We start from the raw sequence: 21,447 nt of genomic DNA, 5'->3' as shown, positions 1-21,447 counted from the left end.
AAAATTAAGACAAAATCCACATTTAGTAAATATTTCATTAAGTATTATCCGGTAAAAGGAAAAATATGATCAACTGGTCATTGTAAGCAACTAGTTCTATGAGAAAGCAACCAAACTAGTACGAGAGGAACTAATTTGAGGACGAAAGCAATTAATTCTCCAAACTAAGAGTTTATTGTTGTTGAAATAGGAATTGTTTGGTTATTCATAGCGTGTTGAAACTCAAGTGCACTAATTAATAAGCAATTTTATACAATTAATGATAGTTGGCACTTTTTTCCGTAATGCGGCGGTTCTAGTAAATCTATTCGTTTGTAGGTTGATGCTAAATTAGTCAGCATATTTTGTTGATTGAAGTGTAGGGCGACGACTCCAGCGGGAATAGCAAATGTTTTTTCTGCACCGAATGCGAAGCGGCAGGTGCATGAGCTGAAAGCCCCGCAGGAGCTCGAGCTCCGAGGAGATTGAAGCCATGCCCGCGGAAAGCGTCCGCCTGGAGCGGAGATCATCTGCGCTCGCGGTAGTTCAATAAGTTGCATTATCCCTATATTGCACCTTCTTTTTTTTGTGGAAACCACTAAAAAAGGATGCACTTGAAACCACTTAGGATTTTGTTCTGAAAAATGAAACTTAACATACTTTATAAACGTCTTATAATATTGTACTCTCTAATCTATGGAGGAGGATTTTGATGCTAGAAAATAATCGTCGAATGAACTCAAGGCAAAATAGAAAGAAAAAAAATAATAAAATCCTAAATATATTAATCGGGATAGTACTACTATTAATTATTGTAGTAGTCGTCAATATCGTAACAGACGATAAAACAGAAGAAGCAACAGTAGAACAAACTGTATCAGATACTCAGGAGTCGCAAGAGGACACGACAGAAGAAAATACTTCTGAGCAACAGGAAGAAGGTACTTCTGCAAACGAATCCGTTACCGAAAATGAGTCGAGCGCTACATCTACAGAGAAAGTAGATATAACAGCAGATGAATCTGAGGATAATAACAATTCTAATACAAATGAGCAATCAAGTAGTGATACAAGCGATGTTAGTACAGACTCTACATGGGAACCAATTGGTACAACTCAAACAGGTGAACATATCTCCAGTTATGACCGTTCATCAGTTGACTGGGCAGAGAAGGTAGAAGCACTTGCTTATGCAGCTGAACTAGACCCTTCTAATATGTTTGTAAAGTTTTTAGGTAATGGTGGGAGTCCTCAAAAATCGATTGGAACTGTCACTTCTAAGGATGGAAAAGAAATTTATCGAATCCATTTAGAATGGGTAGATGGGCAAGGATGGAAACCGACGAAAAGAGAAAAGTTATCAACATTAGAAGACGCCTCTTGACTTCAAGGGCGTCTTTGACTTATTTTAAAAGAAGTGCTTTATCTTCATTCAGTATTTTTTTTCGACGAGCTTGCGCAGTAGCAGTAGACTACCACCTCTAGAGGTGGTGAGATGAATGCTGTTTTGCTACTATTCAGCGGGTGTTCAAACGCCCGCTGAACGAAGATAAAGCCTCCGGCGGCAGTTTTGAATGGAGTCAAAGAAGGCAGTCTAAGTTCGCGACGTCCTGCTCCTGCGCAAAGCTCGTCGCAAAAGAGCTTTTGTCGCATCGACGGCGTGACCTACATCCTGTAGGCCTCAAGCTCGATTCAAAATCTGGACGCAATTACGCTGAGGCGTAATTAATAGAGAGGGGCAAAATAAGATGAAAATTGCAGTTATTGGTGCAATGGAGCAAGAAGTAGAATTATTGCGAAATGAAATAGAAAATGCTGAAACTAAGTTTATTGCAAATAGCGAGTTTACAATCGGTACTTACAAAGACCATGAAGTAATTCTTTTGAAAAGTGGAATAGGTAAAGTTAATGCCGCAATGACAACAGCTATTTTATTAAACGAATATAAACCGGATTACGTGATTAATACAGGTTCAGCTGGTGGATACGATCCAACACTCTCTGTAGGTGCAATTGTTATTTCGGATGAAGTACGACATCATGATGTAGATGTGACGGCTTTTGGATATGAAATAGGACAAGTTCCACTACTCCCAGCAGCTTTTAAATCAGATGTACATTTGATGAAACTAGCAGAAGATGCAGTAAAAGAGATTGGAGAACATGAAGCGGCTACCGGGTTAATAGCAACTGGAGATGTTTTTATGCATGATCCTGAAAAAGTGGAAGAGGTTCGAAGTCATTTTCCACAGATGAAAGCGTGTGAAATGGAAGCGGCAGCTGTTGCACAAGTTTGTCATCAGTTCGAAGTTCCCTTCGTTGTAATTCGATCATTATCGGATATTGCTGGAAAAGAATCTTCGATAAGTTTCGATGAATTTTTACCGGTAGCAGCTAAGCATTCAACTGAAATAGTATTACGTGTAGTAGAGAGATTATAATTTGTCATGAATTTGACAAACTAGAATGGTTACTACCATATTAATAATTAATACATTGTATGCTATGATAAAGGAACAAACGCTTTCATTATGTTGGAGGGGGTAATGGAATGATCTTTTTGATGGGTATGTCTATTTTAATTACTGCTGTTTTAGCATTCATTATGATAGCAGAGACAAGTGAAGATTAAGTTCTTCTAAGCTCTTTTGGTGTTTGATACATCAAAAGAGTTTTTTTCATGAATATATGATTGGTATAGTTTGACGAGTGCACGTTTTTCAATTCGTGAAACGTAACTTCGTGATATTTTCAATTGCTTCGATATTTCTTTTTGGGTCATTGGTTCATGCCCAAGTAAGCCATATCGTCTAATCACAATATCTAGTTCTCGTTTTTCTAAATGTGACAAATGTGTATACAATCTGTTTGTATCTTCTTCATCGACAAGTTGCTCATCGGTACTTTTATCCATATTCTGAAGTAAATCTGTTATCTCTAAAGAATGGCCGTCTTTATCCATTCCGATTGGTTCATGCAATGAAACGTCTTTTTGTACTTTTTTCAATGAACGTAAATACATTAGGATCTCATTTTCTATGCATCTTGCTGCATAAGTTGCTAATTTTGTTTTTTTAGTGGGTGTATAGCTATTTACTGCTTTCATCAATCCAATTGTACCAATGGAGATATAATCGTCTAATAGCTCGTGTTTTGGATGAAATTTTTTTACGACATGTGCAACAAGCCGCATATTTCGTTCGATTAGTTCATCTCTTGCGGACAAGTCACCTTCCAAAAAACGATCAATCATTACTTTTTCTTCTTCTGGTGAAAATGGTTGATGAAACGCCTGACCCTTTAAGTAACCGAGAACAAGAGGGAGATCTGAGACAACACTTATAAATGCAGTCAAAAGACCAGAAATACTATTCACCTCCATCAAGTTATACATTTTAGTATATGTCGAAAAACATAGGAATATGAAAAAAACGACTGCAAGTAGCAGTCGTTCAAAATTGATGAAAAGTATTTATACTTTTTTTAACGTAAAGGTACTGATCATTAAAAAAGCAAGTATGATAAATAAGAACATATAAGAAACAGATGGTATCATATCAATGGCGAAATAAGATAAAGTTAAAATAACCCCTGCAACTGTAATCGGGAGTCCAGTAAAAAATCCGTTCGATTCCGATATATTAAATCGAGCAAGTCTAAATGCGCCACATGCGATATAAATGATTGTTATAGCCATACCTGCTGTACTAAATTCTTGTAACACTAGGGAATACAATAACAACGCTGGTGCCACACCAAACGATATAATATCACTCATCGAATCTAGTTGTTTTCCAAGCTCCGATTCAAGATGAAACTTTCTTGCAACCATTCCATCGAATCGGTCTAATAAACCTGCTATAAATATAAATAACACACTATATGCAGGAGAATCATTCATCGTAGCCATAATGGCTGCGCCACCAAATGCAAGATTTGCAATAGTAATCATATTTGCCGCATGTGATTTCAATTTCTTTCGGGTATTGGACATAATACTTTGTAAATACATTGTAAATCACTCCTTTACAATCCAACTATTTTGTTTATTATACTTTGAATAAGTAAAAAATGTAAGCAATTGTTTATAGGGAGATAGAAATGAGAGAAAAATTATATCAATCGATGATTGAATTAACGAATGGCAGATGGTCATCATCTATTATTCAATCCTTTGCACGATCAAAGCTAAGTAAATCCATCATACCTACATATATTAAATATTTTAATATAACTTTACAAGATGTTACCCGTCCAATAAATGATTTTTCTACTTTGCATGATTTTTTTATCCGAGAAGTGTCAGCAGAGAGCCGACCAATACATGTTGGGTCAAATAGTATTATTAGTCCTGTCGATGCAACGGTTGAAACATTCGGTTCTATTTCGAAAGATGGCATTTTTTTCGTGAAAGATAAATCCTATACATTAGAGAACTTACTTGGTTCACAAAAGATTGCAAACCAATTCGTAAATGGAAAGTATATCATTTTGTATCTAAGTCCGGCTGAGTATCATCGCATTCATGCGCCGGTGGACGGGGAAGTTATACGTCAATATATGCTTGGAAAAAAATCGTATCCTGTTAATAAATGGGGGCTTCAATATGGAAGAGAAGCAATTAGTGGAAATTACCGTTTGTTAACCGAACTAAGTATGCCAAACAAGAAGCATTGTTTTCATATTAAAGTGGGGGCAATGTTTGTTAATTCGATTGAGTTAACAAATACATCTTCCGTATGGAAAAAAGGCGATGAAGTTGGTTATTTCTCGTTTGGATCAACAGTGGTCATGCTATTTGAAGAAGCGAGTATGGAGTTTTCATCCGCTATGAAACCCGGGAAGTTTGTACGAATGGGTGAGATTGTGGCAAATATGCTATAATCGAAAAAAGAAAAAGCGTCGAATTGGAGTGTTTGTTTTTGTATTCATATTTTATACCAAGTGAATTTGTAAGAAGCATCTTTCAAATAACACCTGAATTCTTAAAAGAAAAAGGTGTGAAAGCGGTTATTACAGATTTAGATAATACTCTAGTAGAGTGGGATCGTCCTAATGCAACACCAAAGTTAATCGAATGGTTTGCAGCCATGAAAGCATCTGGCATACAAGTAACGATTGTTTCCAATAACAATGATTTACGGGTTAAATCTTTTGCAGACCCACTTGAAATTCCTTTCATATCAAAAGCACGTAAACCGTTAGGGAAAGCTTTCAAACAAGCGGTGAGTAAAATGAATGTAAACCGTGAAGAAGTAGTTGTCATTGGAGACCAGCTCTTAACGGATGTGTTCGGTGGTAATCGGCAAAAGCTTCATACTATTTTAGTCATACCGGTTGCAAATTCAGATGGATTTTTTACGAAATTTAATCGCTTAGTAGAACGAAGAATTTTTAGTTATCTTGATAAAAAAGGTCAAGTAACATGGGAGGAAGAAGAGTGACAGAAGCACCAAAATGTATCGGTTGTGGAACAATTATTCAAACAGAGAAAGTAGGGGAAACGGGGTATGCCCCAGTTTCTTCATTAGAAAAAGAAGATATCATTTGTCAGCGTTGTTTTAGATTAAAAAACTACAACGAATTACAACCTGTTTCGCTAACTGATGATGATTTTTTACGCATTTTAAATGGTTTAGGAACGCAAAAAGGACTAATCGTTAAGATTGTTGATATTTTTGATTTTAATGGTAGTTGGCTTCCTGGATTACATCGTTTTGTTGGAAATAATCCTATTTTATTGATTGCCAATAAAGCGGATTTATTACCAAAATCGGTAAAGAAAAACAAAGTGATTAACTGGATGAAACAAGAAGCGAAAAAATTAGGCTTGTCTCCAATCGATGTGTTATTTGTAAGTGCACATAAAGGAACTGGTATGCCTGAGGCAATGGAAGCTATTGAGCATTATCGTAAAGGTGAGAATGTATATGTAGTTGGTTGTACAAACGTTGGTAAATCAACTTTTATCAACCGTATTATTAAACAGGCAACAGGAGAAGATGCAGTAATTACTACCTCTCATTTTCCTGGAACAACGCTTGATATGATTGAAATTCCGTTAGACGATAAAAAAGCATTGTATGACACACCAGGTATTATCAATCATCATCAAATGGCGCATTATTTAGATCCAACTGAGCTAAAATATATTACGCCGAAAAAAGAAATTAAACCAAAAGTGTTCCAATTGAACAGCGAGCAAACCTTATTTTTAGGTGGATTATCTCGTTTCGATTTTATCAAAGGAGATCGTTCGGCATTTACTTGTCATATCGCAAATGATATTCCGATTCACCGAACGAAGCTAGAAAATGCGGACAACTTATATAAAGAACATAAAGGGGAGTTATTATCTCCGCCATCTGAAGAGTTTGCAGATTTATTGCCACCTTTAGTCCGTCATGAATTTAAGATTAAAGATGCAAAAACGGATATTGTTTTCTCAGGATTAGGTTGGATTACTGTACAGCAAGGAGGCGTAGTCGTCGCTGCGCATGCACCAACTGGAGTGGAAATATCTATTCGACCGTCGCTTATATAGGAGGTTTTCAAGTGAAAAAATGGTTTGCTGTTATAGGAAATCCAATTGCACATTCTCTTTCTCCTTATATGCATAGTACATGGCTTAAGGAGCAGCATATAGATGCTAGTTATATTCCAATTCTCGTAGATGAAGAAAATCTTCATGATGCGGTGAATTCGTTGAAACTACTAGGTTGTAGCGGTTGGAATGTAACCGTACCATATAAAGAAGCAATTATTCCTTATTTAGATAAAATAGACCAATCGGCAATAGGGATTGGTGCCGTCAATACCGTTGTAAAAACCGAAGATGGTCGGTTTGTAGGATATAATACGGATGGCTTGGGATTTATCGAATCACTTGGACCGATTAGTCAAACAAATCGAATTCTAATTCTAGGTGCTGGTGGTGCTGCAAGAGGTATTGCCCATGCATTTACACAATTAGGGTTCTCGCAAATTGCGATTGCTAATCGTACTTATGCGAATGCACAACGACTAGTGGAAGAATTACAACTTGGACAAGCACTCCCATTAGAAGTAGCAGAAGAGGCGCTTGCACAGTTCGATATAATCATTCAAACAACTCCACAAGGGATGAAAAATAGCACGGCAACGCTACCAATTCAGCTTAACCAAATAAAAGAACATGCAATTGTTGCGGATATTGTATATAATCCTTTAGTTACCCCTTTTTTAGAGGAAGCGAAAAAATACAATGTTCGCACGGTAAATGGATTAGGAATGCTCGTACACCAAGGGGCATTAGCCTTCTCGTATTGGAATGGAATCAAACCAAATACGGAACAAATGGTAGAACGTCTAACCGAGCAATTAGGAGGAAATTATGTTAACAGGTAAACAAAAAAGATTTTTACGCAGTCAAGCACATCACTTATCGCCAATTTTTCAAGTTGGAAAAGGTGGCGTCAATGATGCAATGATTAAACAAATAAGCGAAGCACTAGAAGTTCGTGAATTAATCAAAATTAGTATTTTACAAAACTGTGAAGACGAAAAGCAAGAAGTGGCAGAAGCACTTGCAAAAGGGACTCGTGCTGAGCTTGTTCAATTGATTGGTTTAACAGTTGTATTATATAAAACATCGAAAAATAATAAACGAATCGAGCTTCCAAAAGCGAGTCGAGCATGAGTAAGAAAATAGGAATCTTAGGTGGTACATTTAATCCACCTCATATTGGTCATTTAATCATTGCCAATGAAGTTTTACATGCACTACGTCTAGATGAAGTACGATTCATGCCTAATGCTACCCCTCCGCATAAACAAAAGGACGAGCAAGTAACGACAGCCGAGAGATTAAAGATGCTACAGCTTGCGATTCGTGGTATTCCGAATATGTCAGTGGAAACAATTGAACTAGAGCGTGGAGGTACTTCTTATACATTTGATACGATGGAACTGTTAATGCAACGTGAACCGGAAGCGTCGTTTTACTTCATCATTGGTGGCGATCAAGTAGAGTATTTACCAAAATGGCACCGTATAGATGAACTCGTTCAAAAAGTACAATTTGTAGGTGTTCCTAGACCAAATACAAAGATGGAATCAGCATATCCTATTAGTACAATTACGATTCCTCAAATAGATGTATCTTCTACACTTATCCGTAATCGATTGATGAATGGGCTAACGACGAAATATCTTATTCCCGATCGAGTGAATGATTTCATTCAAAAGGAAAAGTTATATGAAATTTGAGCATGTAATGGAGCAGATGAAGGATAGAATGCCGGAAAAACGCTATATTCATACTAGAGGAGTAGCTACAACGGCAGTTCATCTTGCAAGAAAATACGGAGAAAATGCGGAAAAAGCAGAGCTTGCGGGTATTTTGCATGATAGTGTGAAATATGCAGAGAAAGAATGGTTAAGAGAGAAGATTATTTCGGAAGAGATGGATCCGATTTTATTGGAGTACCACCACGAGCTTTGGCACGCTCCTGTTGGAAGTTATGTAGCTAAAAATGAATTTAACATAAACGATGAAGATATATTAAATGCGATTAAATACCATACTACTGGTCGAGCGGGTATGTCCCGACTTGAAAAAATTATTTATGTCTCTGATATGATAGAGCCTAGCCGTAATTTTCCAGGAGTAGATCTATTAAGGGAAAAAGCGGAACTAGATTTAGAAGAAGCCATGGTTAGTTGTATCAAACACAGTATGATCTTTTTAATCGAAAAAAAACAACCGGTATTTCCGGATTCATTTCATTGTTACAATGAATTGATACAAAGAAAGGGAAAGTGAACGAATGACAACGACAAAATCATTAGTAGAAATTGCTTTTAAAGCAGCAGACGATAAACGAGCAGAGGACATCGTCGTACTCAATATGCAAGGGGTATCATTACTTGCGGATTACTTTTTAATCTGCCACGCAAACTCAGACCGTCAAGTACAAGCGATTGCAAAAGAATTAGAACAGCAGGCATCGATTGCAGGGTATCATGTGAAGCGTTTGGAAGGGTTCGATGAAGCTAGATGGATTTTAGTTGATATGGGCGATGTTGTGGCACATGTATTCCACAAAGATGATCGTGCTTATTATAATTTAGAGCGCCTTTGGGGAGATGCACCAATGATAGAAGTTGGGCTAGATGCGTAATGGCAATGTACGACCGATTTGCCTTTATTTATGATTCACTTATGTCCGATATACCATATGATAAATATGCAGAATGGGTGCAGGCAACTGCACCTGTTTCTGCTGGAAAACGATTAGTTGATATAGGCTGTGGCACGGGTGTCCTTAGTGTAAAATTTGCGAAAGCAGGGTATGACGTAATCGGAGTAGATTTATCGGAAGCGATGTTAACGATTGCCCAAAATCGTAGTTTGGAAGAAGGTACAGATATTTCCTTCGTGTGCCAATCGATGTCTGAAATAGACGGCATTGACGACGTAAATATAGCAGTAATCGCCATCGATTCGGTCAATTATTTGGAGACCTTGGAAGAAGTGAAACAAACATTTGAACGTATTTACGAGGTACTTTCACTAGGTGGACAGCTATTTTTCGATGTACATTCTCTATATAAAATGGATGAAATTTATCCAAATGGTCCGTTTACTTATGAAGACGATCAAGTTGCGTACATATGGCATACGGAAATAGGCGATGAAGAACATTCGATTTATCATGATATGACATTTTTCGTTCGAGATGAATCGGGTAATTATGAGCGATTTGAAGAATCACATTATCAACGTACATATCCTTTAGAATCATATACGGAGTTGTTAAAACAAGTTGGATTTACTTCTGTCACTGTTTCAACATCTGTTTTTGATAACCAGGATGAAAAAGAAATTGAACGTTATTTTATACATGCTACAAAATAATTCTTTCCAAAGAGAGGTAAATTTAGTATAGTTTTTATAACTCCATATAATTTACCTCTTTTTCGAGAGGATGATATTTCTGTTTCGTTTATTAATTCAGAAATACAAGAAAAAGCTGTTGCTCCCAACAACAGTAATCACGATATTATTATTTTTCGTTTTACAATCCCAATTCAAATCAGCACCTCCCACAGCTGATCTTGTACAACCTATCCCATTTGAAGATTCCTTTATTGAACAACAAGAAAATACAACTGAATATGTAGAAGACATCGCTATTTTTGTCGAGGTAAAAGGCGCGGTGAATAACCCAGGAGTTTATGAACTCTTAGAAGGAGATCGCGTATTAAATGCGATTGAGCTTGCTGGAGGCTATTTACCTACTAGCAATAGTAAAAATATTAACCATGCACAAAGAGTAGTAGATGAAATGGTTATTTACGTTCCCCTTGAAGGAGAAGAAATAGCAGATGTAGAAACAGTTGCTACAACACAATCGGCTAATTCTAATTTAGTAAATATTAATAAAGCGGATGTCACGATACTATCAACTCTACCAGGAATAGGTCCTGCAAAAGCAGAAGCAATACTCGCATATCGTGAAGGAACTGGCAACTTTAAAGAAAAACAAGATCTAATGAATGTAACTGGTATCGGACAAAAAACATTCGAAAAATTAGAACCTCTAATAACTGTGAAGTAATATTGACTGTTCACGATAAAAACTACTACACTAGAAGAAGTATATATTTACGGAGGTAGTTATATGGAGCGTATTACATGGGACCAATTTTTCATGGCACAAAGCCATTTACTTGCATTAAGAAGCACTTGTAATAGATTAGCAGTAGGTGCAACAATCGTTCGTGACCGACGTATTATGGCAGGGGGCTATAATGGTTCTATTTCAGGTGGGGATCATTGTATCGATCATGGCTGTTACGTTGTAGATAATCATTGTGTAAGGACAATTCATGCAGAAATGAATGCATTATTACAATGTGCAAAATATGGTGTTTCGGTAAATGGAGCAGATTTGTATGTGACCCATTTTCCTTGTTTACCTTGCACGAAATCGATTATTCAATCGGGAATTGCTCGACTTTATTATGCACAGGATTATAAAAACAATAAATACGCGATAGAATTGCTTGGACAAGCGGGCGTAGAAGTGATTCAAGTATCGTTTGATGAGCGTAAAATCGACTTTTTAAGCGATGAAAAGGTTGCACTTTATATTGAGTTGCTAACGAAGTTGCGTGAGAAAGGAGCAAGTATGGAAGAATTGGCACCTTATGAAACGAAGGTGGCAGAATTATTCGGCGTATAACCATTCAAGGAAATCTTATTTATGTGGCCTTATCTGTTGTAATTGCTACGGTTAGTGCGTATGAATCGTTGAGACTATTGTTGTTATTTGTACTTCTATTTTGCTGGCTAGTGTCTAAGCAAAAGCATATACTTTTTACAATCGGAACAATAATATTTGGTATTACTTTTTATTTTTATGTGCTAGCAGTTATGCCAATGCAAGCAAGTGAAATACACGTTAAGGAAATAACTTGGACAGATGTTTACCGGATAAATGGACAATACATCCGAGGATTTGCTATTTCAGAAAATCAAGAAAAATGGTATGTACAACTTAAATTAAGTGCGGAAACTGAAAAAGCCGTGCTTACGCATTCATCGCTTGCAGGCATGGTGTTTCAAGTGATAGCACAAGAAGTTGAGAAACGTCCTGTATCCCATGCATATGCTTTTAACATGGATTCCTATATAAAAAGTAATGGTGCAGTTGGTCAGATGGCAGTAGAAACATATCGAATCACTCAGAAAAATGAGTCCTTTTTTACGTATATGGCAGAAAAGCGATTCGCGATGAAAAGTCATATACAAACTACATTCCCTCTATCGTTACAATCGGAGGCGGAAGCGCTTTTAATCGGAAGTAGAGAACAAATGCCATCCGATATGCAAGATGCCTATCAAACATTAGGAATTACGCATTTATTTGCTATTTCAGGTCTTCATGTGGCTTTACTGGCATTAATGGTATATGAATCACTGATACGAATTGGTATTAGAAGAGAAACAGCGAATTTAGTCTTAATAATTGCTCTTCCACTTTATGCATTTATCGCTGGAGGGGCACCATCCGTCTGGAGATCTGTTTCCGTAACCGAGATTATTTTAATTAGCTTAATGTTTAAGAAAAAACTTGCGATTGATGATGCATTCTCGTTAAGTATTATTGGATTTGTCTTACTAACGCCGTGGGTCATTTTTCAAATTGGTTTTCAATTATCTTATTTAGCCGCGTTTTCACTTATTTATTCGTCTGTGTTTTTAAAAAATAGTACATCATATATAATGCAATCTTTTGTTATTACAGCACTTTGTCAATTGATTGTTTATCCAATTCTTCTTTATCAGTTTTATGAAATTTCCATTTCCTCATTCCTCGCAAATTTAGTTTTTGTTCCACTATTTTCGTTTGTCATTTTACCTATTAATCTCTTTTTATTGTTACTCACGTATATCTCTACTTCGATTAGTGATTTTCTTTTCCATTTCTATGAACCGATACGCAGTTTATTAGGTGACTTTATCATTTACTTAGGTAGCTTACCTTATCAAATGTGGAATCCGATGAAGCCGTCAATGCTACTTGTGTTCATGGCATATGGAACAGTGTTGTTCTTTTTTATTTCGATGGAACGGAAAAAGCGGCTTATTTTAAGTAGCTTTCTGCTTTTTTTACCTATTGCGGTTATGCATGTTAGACCCTATTTAGATTCATCAACGAAAATAACGTTTTTGAATGTCGGGCAAGGTGATTGTATTGTAATAGAAATGCCTTATCGAAAAGAAATAATCATGATTGATACTGGTGGCATATTACGGTTTGAACAAGATGCATGGAAAACGACAAATGAAGTTTACAAAGTAGGGAAACAAATTGTTGTACCGTTTTTAAAAGGGAAAGGAATCACAAAAATAGATACACTGGCTATTACACATGCAGATGCGGATCATATGGAAGCTGCTGAGGAGATTCTACAAAAAGTCCACGTAAATGAAATTCATATATCTCCCGGATCTTCAAATAAAGGAGTTATGGAAGAATTAATGAAAGAAGTATTACAACAACAAATTCCTATGATAGAAAAAGGAGCGGGAGAGGAAATAGATTCAAGCTATTATCAGTTTCAATATATCTATCCAATGGATGCCATATATGAAGGAAATAATGATTCGCTTGTCTTATCGATGCGAAATAGTTCTTTTCATGGATTATTTATTGGAGATCTAGAAAAAGAAGGAGAGTTAGAGCTAGTTAATAAATACCCAGAAGCGTTAAAAGATATAACATTATTGAAAATTGGGCATCATGGAAGCAAAACTTCTAGTGAACAATCTTTTTTAGCATTAACGAATCCGGACATATCCATCATTACTGCAGGATTTGGAAATCAATTTGGCCACCCACACCCTGATGTAGTCGAGCGTTTAGATGCCCTTCATATTCCTTTTTTACAAACCGGTAGAGATGGCACGATTGAAGTAGAAATAACGAAAAGCGGAGAGATTTTTGTGACAACTCCTTAGTAATAAGAAGAGCACACGATGCACTTCAAAAGCTACTTGTCCCGAGTTTCTAGCGAGCTTTGGTCTGAGTTTACTTAGGCTGATTTTCACTGCAGGCAGAGACTCTAGCGGAATTAGCCCCCACTGGAGGAATAAAGGAACGAAGGCTAAGAACACCACCTTGGAAGGCATAGAGTTCCTCGAGTCCTGCTCCTGCGCAAAGCTCGTCGCAAAAGGTCTGTGCTCCTGCGCAAAGCTTGTCGCAATAGAACTCTTGCGGCAACGATTTATGACCCAGGTCCTGTGGGCCACACGCCTTCGTGACCAATATCCTTTTGCCTTGAGGAGAACTGAAGCCAAGCCAGCGAAAAACGTCTGTCTGAAGCGGAAATCAACTTTGTTCGTATATATTATTCGCTTTTATGAAATTGATTTAACTAAAAAAGGGTTCTGTCTAGTGTAGACAAAACCCTTTTCTAGTTATTATCGAGAAACAAACTCAACAATTACTGCAATAGCGAACATAATTGTAAAAAATCCAAAGGAGACTACAAAACCTACGCCTGAGTCAATAGCGTCGTTACGCTTTGACTGTACATTTTGTTCAAATTCATTCATTATTACCCCTCCTATTTCCACCTAATTATATAGGATAGCCTATTAAAAATCTACATGGAATCTTTCATTTCTACTTTCCTTCTAACAATGTCACAAATTATTCACTACTTTTAAGTTATAATAAAGACAAACATACAGTAGTAAGGAGATCTAGGATGATTTCAGAAAAATGGATGCAAATAGCCAAAAATGATTTATCGGATGTGTATTTATTATACGGAACGGAAGCGTATTTTATAGAAGAAACAATAAAGAGATTGAAAAGACAATTAAATGAGCATGGGGAAGTAGAAATAATTACATTCGACATGGAAGAAAAAAGCGTAGACGAAGTAATATATGAAGCGGATACGATTCCTTTTTTCTCAGATAAAAAGCTTGTCATCGCAAAAAATGCATTCTTTTTAAAAGCAACAGAAAAAGGAAAAGAGAAAATAGTGCATGATACAGTTAGTTTAGAAAAGTGGCTACAAAGTCCTTCTCCAACTGCTATAGTCGTTTTTATCGCGCCGTATGAAAAATTGGATGAGCGTAAAAAAATTACAAAGGCGATGAAACAATCCGCTAATGTAATCGAGGCGACTAGCTTGCAAGCACATGATTTAAAAAGCTGGGTATTACATGAACTTAAAACACATGGCAAAACAATGTCCGAAGATACTCTCGATCGTTTCATTGAATTTGGTGGAACCGATTTGGTACATTTACAAACAGAATTAGCGAAAATCGCGACGTATGTAGGAGAAACGGTAGAAATTGATACAGAGACAGTGAAAAAATTACTCGTTCGAACGTTGGAGCAAGACGTTTTTACACTAGGAAATGCTTATCTTGCGGGCAATAAAAGCGAAGCACTAGCCATTTATCATGATTTATTAAAGCAAAAAGAGGATCCGTTAAAGTTAAATGCATTGATCGCATCGCAAGTAAGGTTGATGGTACAAGTAGGTCATTTGAAGAAAAAAGGGTATCACGCCCAACAAATAGCTGGCCAACTAAAAGTACATCCATACCGAGTTAAATTGCTTTTTGATAATCCGATATTGTATAACGAAGAAAAATTACTTCACACATTGAATGATCTAGCTACAGTAGATTTGCAGTTAAAAACATTAAATATTAATCGAGACAGGATATTAGAACTGTTTCTTATGAAATAAAAAACACAAGTGACAATAATGTTAACATAAATAAAGACTGACCGAATATATTCGGTCAGTCCTATTTAAATTACGCTTTTTTCATTAATTGAGCTTTCTTACGAGTAGCTGCGTTTTTATGAATTAAACCTTTAGAAGCTGCTTTCTCCAATTGTTGGATCGCAGATTTAATAAGTTCTTTTGCGTTTTCGTCATTGTTAAGTGCAGCATTGTCCGCTTTTCTTACAGCAGTACGCATTGCTGATTTAGCAGTAGCGTTTTGAGCGTTCAAAGTTGCGTTTTTCTTAACACGTTTAATTGCAGATTTAATATTTGGCATACCTTTCACCTCCTAAAATGGTCTCGAGATGATACTTTTCTTTGTTGAAACTGTCTAATACAACAAGCATTATTTTAACAAACGCGAAAACAAATTGCAATATATAATTGCAAAGAATATTTACTTGACACATCGTCCAAACTAATTTGGAGGTGAATTATATGTGGGGAAGAACCGATTTATTAGATGAATCAGACGAAATGGTAAAACATCGTTCAAAAGAAGATAAGAATACGTTAGAAAAATCAGAGGGCATAAAATTTGATGAAAGTAGGGATGGAGCAGTATTAGTAACGTCTATTGAAGTAGACGAAAACGGAGAAAAGGAAATAGGAAAGAAAAAAGGGAAGTATATTACGTTAACCGATTTAACTGTTAGTCCAGTTGATGACCGTAGCTTTCAACACTTGGAAAGAATATTCGTCGAAAAGCTAAAAGAAATTCATAAAGATATTAAACTGACGAAGTCATCCAAAATATTAATAATAGGGCTTGGCAATGCACTGATCACACCAGATGCAATAGGACCAAAAGCTATTGAAATTTTACAAAGTTCTGCATTGACATCCGAGGAGCATATCAAGGTCGTCATGTATGCACCAGGTGTAACGGGCCAAACTGGATTTGAGACTAGTGACTTTATAGAAGCGATTAGTAATGCATATAAGCCAGATTTAATCATTGTATTAGATGCACTAGCTGCAAGGAATAGTGAACGTCTTTGTAAAACAATTCAACTTACTAATACAGGTATACATCCTGGTTCTGGTGTTGGAAACCAACGTAAGGAAGTTTCTGAGGAAGTATATGGAGTGCCTGTTACAGCAATAGGAATACCAATGGTTGTTGATGGACCAGTATTATATGCAGATGCTATGGAACAAGTTATTCATTATATCGCCTCTAAAATAGAAGAAAAAGGAAGTCCTTCTTCTGCATTAGCGGTTACTCCGATGGTTTCCAGTAAAAAACCAAATATCGACAAAAAAGTATTGGAACCAATCTTTGGGGAATGGGTTACTTGGCCAACTGAAGAAAAAAGAAAGCTGTTTGAAGAAGTATTTGTTGGAAAGAATCCTTCCTTGTTTGTAACACCAAAAGAAACAGATGCATGGGTGGAACAATATGCTCATTTGCTATCTAACGGCTTAGAGTCATGGATTTCTAGCAGATAATGTCGTTCTAAAATTCCACTTTTCCACATACGATTGTGTGAGGAGAGTGGAATATATGGCTAAATCCCTGAAGAATTTAACAAGCATCTTAATCCTTTTATTTTTAGCACCTATCATTATTGCAACCGTCCAAACACCTCTTTTTATTGCTCAACCAGAACAGGTGGAAGAAAAGAAAAAAGAGGACATTCCCGTAGTTTATGCTGCACAATTGGAAAAAAAACAACCAGTCGTCCAAGAAGTACTAATGGAGCCCCAAAAAGCATTTGTTTACTTTACTCATTCGCATGAAGCTTATCAACCGATACTTGCTGCACAAGGTGAGAAAATAGCTATTTATCATCCAATAAGCAATATCACAACTTTTCAAGATCAGATTAATGCCCAGTTTGCATTTCATCAACTAGAGGCTACCTTTCTAGAAAATTATAATAAAAAAGAAATGGATGACTATAATTCAATACGTCCATTAGTACAAGAAGCAATCGGACAGAACGGATATGATATTGTTTTAGATATTCACAGAGATTCTGCAAAGGCTAATGTGACGACGCTTAAAAGTGGAGAAGAAAGCTACGCTAAATTTATATTCGTTATTGGCGGAGAGCACCCCAACTACAGATGGAATGAGCAGCTTGCGCAAAACCTCTCTAACCAATTAAATAAATTAGTACCCGGAATTTCAAGAGGGATTTTACTGAAAGAAGGAAGGGGAGTAGATGGTGTTTACAATCAAGACCTTTCTAGAAATTTACTCGTTGTGGAACTTGGAGGCATCGATAATAACGAACAAGAAATTAACCGTTCGATTGCAATATTAGCGAAAGCTTTATCAAATATGTTAAATGAGCAGTTACCATCATAGATATTATAAAGAGATAGTAAATTACAATTGCCTCATCTCTTTTTTAAAAGCTAAGAGTAAAATATTCACTATTTTTTTCCGAATTTATTAAAATACTATTCATTTCCGTTACAGGCGGACGCTTTCCGCGGGGGGAGCGATGAGCCGTCACCGTAGCTTCACGTCTGTTGTGTCGTCTCATCTGTCTCACTCATCCCTTGTGACGCTGCCTTCCAATACAATTAAATGTTTTTTCTCTAATTTTTAACAAAAGATAAAACAAGTAATAGTGAAGGAAGTATGTAGGGTATGGACTTGTTAGAGAGAATTATTAAGAGGGTATATATCCTAACTTTCTACTAGGAAAAAAGTATATGAAAAAACAGACAGTATCTAATATATATAGAGCAGCACTATCTTGAAATTGTATCTTCGAGAGCTACTTCTATGTTTAGGAAAGTTGTTTTTCTTTCATTTTCCAAAAAGTCCTTCATCTATTCCTATAGTTAAAGGAGATGAAAGACAGACAAACGCCATAGAATTATCGAAGAAGAGGCTAGTCGTGGTGTTAGTCACGACCAGCCTTTCTAGTTCGTCGTTAATGGTAAAGCAATTAGTCTCATTCGTACTTTACTTATATAAAAAATATACTCGTAGATTGTGTTATGTACGGGTTTTTGTTAAGATTAAAATCTGGCAAAAAAAATCTATATGAACTTTTATTAAAAATAATGATGTGAAGTGTACATAAATTGTTACAGTAATATTTCTTAAACAATCCTTTATCTGTTATAATGCAAGTAGTTTAATTAGGAGTGAACAAGTATGAATCATGAAGAGAGATTAGCACGACAGAAAAAAATACGTAACTTTTCGATTATCGCACATATTGACCACGGGAAGTCGACGCTTGCAGATCGTATTTTAGAAAAAACACAAACGGTAACATCACGAGAAATGCAAAGCCAATTACTCGATTCAATGGATTTAGAACGAGAACGCGGAATTACGATAAAATTGAATGCCGTTCAATTGACATATAAAGCAAAAGATGGAGAAGAGTATATTTTCCATTTAATCGACACACCAGGACATGTCGATTTCACGTATGAAGTATCGAGAAGTTTAGCAGCTTGTGAAGGGGCAATACTTGTAGTGGATGCTGCACAAGGAATTGAAGCACAGACGCTTGCAAATGTATATTTAGCGTTAGACAATGATTTGGAAATTTTACCAGTTGTTAATAAAATTGATTTACCTGCTGCCGATCCAGAACGAGTGAAAAAAGAAGTGGAAGAAGTAATCGGTTTAGATGCTTCCGAAGCAGTGCACGCTTCTGCAAAAGCAGGGATCGGTATTGAAGAAATTTTAGAACAAGTAGTAGCAAAAGTTCCAGCGCCTACTGGAGATCCTTCTGCGCCTCTAAAAGCGCTTATATTTGACTCGTTATACGACCCTTACCGAGGTGTAATTGTTTATATTCGAATTATGGAAGGTACGGTGAAACCTGGAGACAAAATAAAAATGATGTCTTCAGGAAAAGAATTTGAAGTTGTGGAAACAGGAGTATTCACTCCAAAAGCAACGATGCGTTCAGAACTAACTGTCGGAGACGTTGGATTTTTAACTGCATCGATGAAACATGTAGGAGATTCAAGTGTTGGGGATACGATTACATTAGCTTCGAACCCGGCTACAGAAGCGCTACCAGGATACCGAAAAATGAATCCAATGGTATTCTGCGGTTTATACCCAATTGATAACTCTAAATATGTAGATTTACGAGATGCGCTTGAAAAATTAGAATTAAATGACTCCGCTTTAGAATTTGAACCGGAAACATCTCAAGCGCTAGGATTTGGATATCGTTGTGGTTTCTTAGGACTGCTTCATATGGAAATCATCCAAGAACGTATCGAACGTGAATTTAAAATCGATTTAATAACGACTGCACCGAGTGTTATTTATGATGTAAAGTTAACAAGTGGAGAAACGATTAAAGTCGATAACCCATCTATGATGCCAGATGCTCAAAAAGTCGATAAAATTGAAGAGCCATATGTAAAGGCTTCGATTATGGTTCCAGAAGATTATGTCGGGTCTGTTATGGAGCTTTGTCAGCGTAAACGTGGAAACTTTATCACAATGGATTATTTATCATCTGCGCGTGTGAATATTATATATGAAATTCCATTATCTGAAATTGTGTACGATTTCTTTGATGCATTAAAATCTAGTACAAAAGGATATGCGTCTTTTGATTATGAATTAATCGGATACAAAGAATCAAAACTGATGAAAATGGATATTCTGCTTAATAGTGAGAAAGTGGATGCACTAAGTTTTATCGTACACAAAGATTTTGCATATGACCGTGGAAAAGCGATAGTAGAAAAGTTAAAAGCATTAATACCTAGACAACAATTTGAAGTTCCGGTACAAGCTGCGATCGGTCAAAAAATTGTTGCTCGTTCAACGATTAAATCAATCGGTAAAAACGTATTAGCAAAATGTTACGGGGGAGATATTTCCCGTAAGCGTAAACTTCTTGAAAAACAAAAAGAAGGTAAAAAACGTATGAAACAAGTAGGTTCTGTAGAAGTTCCTCAAGAAGCATTTATGGCAGTTCTGAAAATGGACGAGCCAAATAAATAAAAAGAAAGAAGGGGGCATAGGTAATAATAGCCCTCTTTTTCTTATATAGAGAGTTGGAAGTAATATGGTACGAGGAGTATATATTCATATTCCTTTTTGTCATCAAATTTGTAATTACTGTGATTTCAATAAATTCTTTTTTCATAATCAGCCAGTTGATGAATATATTGAGGCGCTAGGCCAAGAAATGGCTTTATGGGCGGATGATTTAAAAGATGCATCCATTGAAACTATTTTTATCGGAGGGGGAACACCGACTTCATTGTCAGTAGAGCAATTGGAACGTTTATTTACGCTCATTCATATGTATATCCCTTTAGGACAAGTAGTAGAATTTACATCTGAGTCAAATCCAGATGAATTAACACTTGATAAGATGCAAACAATGCGGAAGTTTGGAGTAAATCGATTAAGTATGGGTGTGCAAACATTTGATCAAGAGTTGCTACGAGTACTTGGAAGAACGCATTCTAATGATCATGTGTATAAAGTAATCGAATACGCAAAACAAACTAATTTTCCTTCGATTAGTATAGATTTAATGTACGGCTTACCAAATCAAACCATGGACCAATGGAAAGCATCTTTAAAAGAAGCATTCCGTCTAAACATTCCGCATATTTCTGCATATTCTTTACTAGTGGAGCCAAAAACGATTTTTTATAATCTGTTATCGAAAGGAAAGCTTACACTTCCAGGGGAAGATTTAGAAGCAGAAATGTACAGCTATTTAATGGATGAAATGAAGATGAATGGTTATGATCAATACGAAATTAGTAATTTTGCGCATAAAGGAAAAGAATCCAAACATAATTTGCTTTATTGGAATAATGATGAATATATTGGGCTTGGAGCGGGGGCACACGGGTATGTAAATAGTATGCGATATTCGAATCATGGACCTTTAAAAAAGTATATGCATACAATTGAAGCGAAGGAAAAACCTATTATGATGCAAAAAGAAGTTTCTCAAATTGAAAAAATGGAAGAAGAAATGTTTTTAGGCTTGCGTAAAAACAAAGGAGTATCATTAGGTCGATTTGAACAAAGATATGGTCAAACGTTACAAGAAGTGTATGGGAAAGAAATAGATGATCTTTTGGAAAAAGAGTTTGTCACCATCGAGAATGATTTTATCAAACTAACGAATCGAGGACGCTTTGTTGGGAACGAAGTATTCCAATATTTTCTTACAAGCTAAATCGTTG

Annotated in this window: 23 protein-coding genes; 19 read left to right on the top strand and 4 right to left on the bottom strand. The window is 36.3% G+C overall.

All coding sequences use genetic code 11. The annotated features are described in order from the left end of the window. The first annotated feature begins 691 nt into the window (after positions 1 to 691). Together BMZ04_RS04925 and mtnN are read left to right on the top strand one after the other, a co-directional pair. Positions 692 to 1,363, top strand: a complete 672-nt coding sequence (locus tag BMZ04_RS04925) for a YrrS family protein (protein ID WP_093266151.1) — start codon at positions 692 to 694, stop codon at positions 1,361 to 1,363. Positions 1,364 to 1,727: 364 nt separating this feature from the next. Then, a complete protein-coding gene (gene mtnN, locus BMZ04_RS04920; protein WP_093266149.1) occupies positions 1,728 to 2,420 on the top strand; it encodes a 5'-methylthioadenosine/S-adenosylhomocysteine nucleosidase in 693 nt (230 codons plus the stop codon). Positions 2,421 to 2,617: 197 nt separating this feature from the next. Here mtnN and sigK read toward each other — a convergent pair whose 3' ends face one another. Beyond that, a complete protein-coding gene (gene sigK, locus BMZ04_RS04915) occupies positions 2,618 to 3,346 on the bottom strand; it encodes an RNA polymerase sporulation sigma factor SigK (protein WP_093267153.1) in 729 nt (242 codons plus the stop codon). Positions 3,347 to 3,451: 105 nt separating this feature from the next. After that, positions 3,452 to 3,991, bottom strand: a complete 540-nt coding sequence (gene pssA, locus BMZ04_RS04910) for a CDP-diacylglycerol--serine O-phosphatidyltransferase (RefSeq protein ID WP_093266147.1) — start codon at positions 3,989 to 3,991, stop codon at positions 3,452 to 3,454. Positions 3,992 to 4,080: 89 nt separating this feature from the next. Between pssA and BMZ04_RS04905 the strand changes: the two genes are divergently transcribed. The 12 genes from BMZ04_RS04905 to BMZ04_RS04850 all read left to right on the top strand — a co-directional run bounded on the left by BMZ04_RS04905 (position 4,081) and on the right by BMZ04_RS04850 (position 13,489). After that, positions 4,081 to 4,863: a phosphatidylserine decarboxylase gene (locus BMZ04_RS04905; protein WP_093266145.1), complete on the top strand. Its 783-nt coding sequence runs from the start codon at positions 4,081 to 4,083 to the stop codon at positions 4,861 to 4,863. Positions 4,864 to 4,901: 38 nt separating this feature from the next. After that, on the top strand, positions 4,902 to 5,423 hold the full coding sequence (locus tag BMZ04_RS04900) for a YqeG family HAD IIIA-type phosphatase (protein ID WP_093266143.1): 522 nt from the start codon (positions 4,902 to 4,904) through the stop codon (positions 5,421 to 5,423). Next, complete coding sequence (yqeH, locus tag BMZ04_RS04895) at positions 5,420 to 6,523, top strand: ribosome biogenesis GTPase YqeH (RefSeq protein ID WP_093266141.1); 1,104 nt, start codon at positions 5,420 to 5,422, stop codon at positions 6,521 to 6,523. Before BMZ04_RS04900 ends, yqeH begins: the two co-directional genes overlap by 4 nt. A gap of 11 nt (positions 6,524 to 6,534) precedes the next feature. Beyond that, positions 6,535 to 7,365, top strand: coding sequence for a shikimate dehydrogenase (aroE, locus tag BMZ04_RS04890; RefSeq protein ID WP_093266138.1), 831 nt, complete (start codon positions 6,535 to 6,537; stop codon positions 7,363 to 7,365). Continuing rightward, positions 7,352 to 7,657 carry a ribosome assembly RNA-binding protein YhbY gene (gene yhbY, locus BMZ04_RS04885; RefSeq protein WP_093266136.1) on the top strand — a complete coding sequence of 102 codons (306 nt, stop codon included), beginning with the start codon at positions 7,352 to 7,354 and terminating at the stop codon, positions 7,655 to 7,657. Before aroE ends, yhbY begins: the two co-directional genes overlap by 14 nt. Continuing rightward, positions 7,654 to 8,226, top strand: a complete 573-nt coding sequence (locus BMZ04_RS04880) for a nicotinate-nucleotide adenylyltransferase (protein WP_093266134.1) — start codon at positions 7,654 to 7,656, stop codon at positions 8,224 to 8,226. Before yhbY ends, BMZ04_RS04880 begins: the two co-directional genes overlap by 4 nt. Further along, on the top strand, positions 8,216 to 8,782 hold the full coding sequence (gene yqeK / locus BMZ04_RS04875; RefSeq protein ID WP_093266132.1) for a bis(5'-nucleosyl)-tetraphosphatase (symmetrical) YqeK: 567 nt from the start codon (positions 8,216 to 8,218) through the stop codon (positions 8,780 to 8,782). The genes BMZ04_RS04880 and yqeK overlap by 11 nt, the downstream gene beginning before the upstream one ends. A 4-nt stretch (positions 8,783 to 8,786) precedes the next feature. Next, the gene (gene rsfS, locus BMZ04_RS04870; protein WP_093266130.1) at positions 8,787 to 9,140 is read left to right on the top strand and encodes a ribosome silencing factor; all 354 of its coding nucleotides are present in this window, start codon (positions 8,787 to 8,789) and stop codon (positions 9,138 to 9,140) included. Further along, complete coding sequence (locus BMZ04_RS04865) at positions 9,140 to 9,877, top strand: class I SAM-dependent DNA methyltransferase (protein ID WP_255367802.1); 738 nt, start codon at positions 9,140 to 9,142, stop codon at positions 9,875 to 9,877. Before rsfS ends, BMZ04_RS04865 begins: the two co-directional genes overlap by 1 nt. A gap of 70 nt (positions 9,878 to 9,947) precedes the next feature. After that, the gene (locus tag BMZ04_RS04860) at positions 9,948 to 10,580 is read left to right on the top strand and encodes a helix-hairpin-helix domain-containing protein (RefSeq protein WP_093266128.1); all 633 of its coding nucleotides are present in this window, start codon (positions 9,948 to 9,950) and stop codon (positions 10,578 to 10,580) included. A gap of 63 nt (positions 10,581 to 10,643) precedes the next feature. Next, positions 10,644 to 11,207 carry a ComE operon protein 2 gene (locus BMZ04_RS04855; protein ID WP_093266126.1) on the top strand — a complete coding sequence of 188 codons (564 nt, stop codon included), beginning with the start codon at positions 10,644 to 10,646 and terminating at the stop codon, positions 11,205 to 11,207. Positions 11,208 to 11,317: 110 nt separating this feature from the next. Then, the gene (locus BMZ04_RS04850) at positions 11,318 to 13,489 is read left to right on the top strand and encodes a DNA internalization-related competence protein ComEC/Rec2 (RefSeq protein ID WP_255367801.1); all 2,172 of its coding nucleotides are present in this window, start codon (positions 11,318 to 11,320) and stop codon (positions 13,487 to 13,489) included. Between the two features lie 462 nt (positions 13,490 to 13,951). On the opposite strand, the gene BMZ04_RS04845 is transcribed toward BMZ04_RS04850, so the two are convergent. Further along, the gene (locus tag BMZ04_RS04845; RefSeq protein ID WP_093266124.1) at positions 13,952 to 14,086 is read right to left on the bottom strand and encodes a YqzM family protein; all 135 of its coding nucleotides are present in this window, start codon (positions 14,084 to 14,086) and stop codon (positions 13,952 to 13,954) included. Positions 14,087 to 14,241: 155 nt separating this feature from the next. Between BMZ04_RS04845 and holA the strand changes: the two genes are divergently transcribed. Next, positions 14,242 to 15,246, top strand: coding sequence for a DNA polymerase III subunit delta (holA, locus tag BMZ04_RS04840; RefSeq protein WP_093266122.1), 1,005 nt, complete (start codon positions 14,242 to 14,244; stop codon positions 15,244 to 15,246). Positions 15,247 to 15,316: 70 nt separating this feature from the next. On the opposite strand, the gene rpsT is transcribed toward holA, so the two are convergent. Continuing rightward, positions 15,317 to 15,565, bottom strand: coding sequence for a 30S ribosomal protein S20 (rpsT, locus tag BMZ04_RS04835; protein ID WP_093266120.1), 249 nt, complete (start codon positions 15,563 to 15,565; stop codon positions 15,317 to 15,319). Between the two features lie 161 nt (positions 15,566 to 15,726). Between rpsT and gpr the strand changes: the two genes are divergently transcribed. The 4 genes from gpr to hemW all read left to right on the top strand — a co-directional run bounded on the left by gpr (position 15,727) and on the right by hemW (position 21,440). After that, positions 15,727 to 16,740 carry a GPR endopeptidase gene (gene gpr, locus BMZ04_RS04830; RefSeq protein ID WP_093266118.1) on the top strand — a complete coding sequence of 338 codons (1,014 nt, stop codon included), beginning with the start codon at positions 15,727 to 15,729 and terminating at the stop codon, positions 16,738 to 16,740. A 55-nt stretch (positions 16,741 to 16,795) separates the two neighbouring features. Beyond that, a complete protein-coding gene (spoIIP, locus tag BMZ04_RS04825; RefSeq protein WP_093266116.1) occupies positions 16,796 to 17,605 on the top strand; it encodes a stage II sporulation protein P in 810 nt (269 codons plus the stop codon). 804 nt (positions 17,606 to 18,409) lie between these two features. Further along, positions 18,410 to 20,239, top strand: coding sequence for a translation elongation factor 4 (lepA, locus tag BMZ04_RS04820; protein ID WP_093266114.1), 1,830 nt, complete (start codon positions 18,410 to 18,412; stop codon positions 20,237 to 20,239). A gap of 64 nt (positions 20,240 to 20,303) precedes the next feature. After that, positions 20,304 to 21,440: a radical SAM family heme chaperone HemW gene (hemW, locus tag BMZ04_RS04815; protein WP_093266112.1), complete on the top strand. Its 1,137-nt coding sequence runs from the start codon at positions 20,304 to 20,306 to the stop codon at positions 21,438 to 21,440. Positions 21,441 to 21,447: the final 7 nt, after the last annotated feature.

The organism is Psychrobacillus sp. OK032 (genome assembly GCF_900111345.1).
Classification (GTDB): domain Bacteria; phylum Bacillota; class Bacilli; order Bacillales_A; family Planococcaceae; genus Psychrobacillus.
This window is presented reverse-complemented; position numbering and strand designations above follow the sequence as displayed.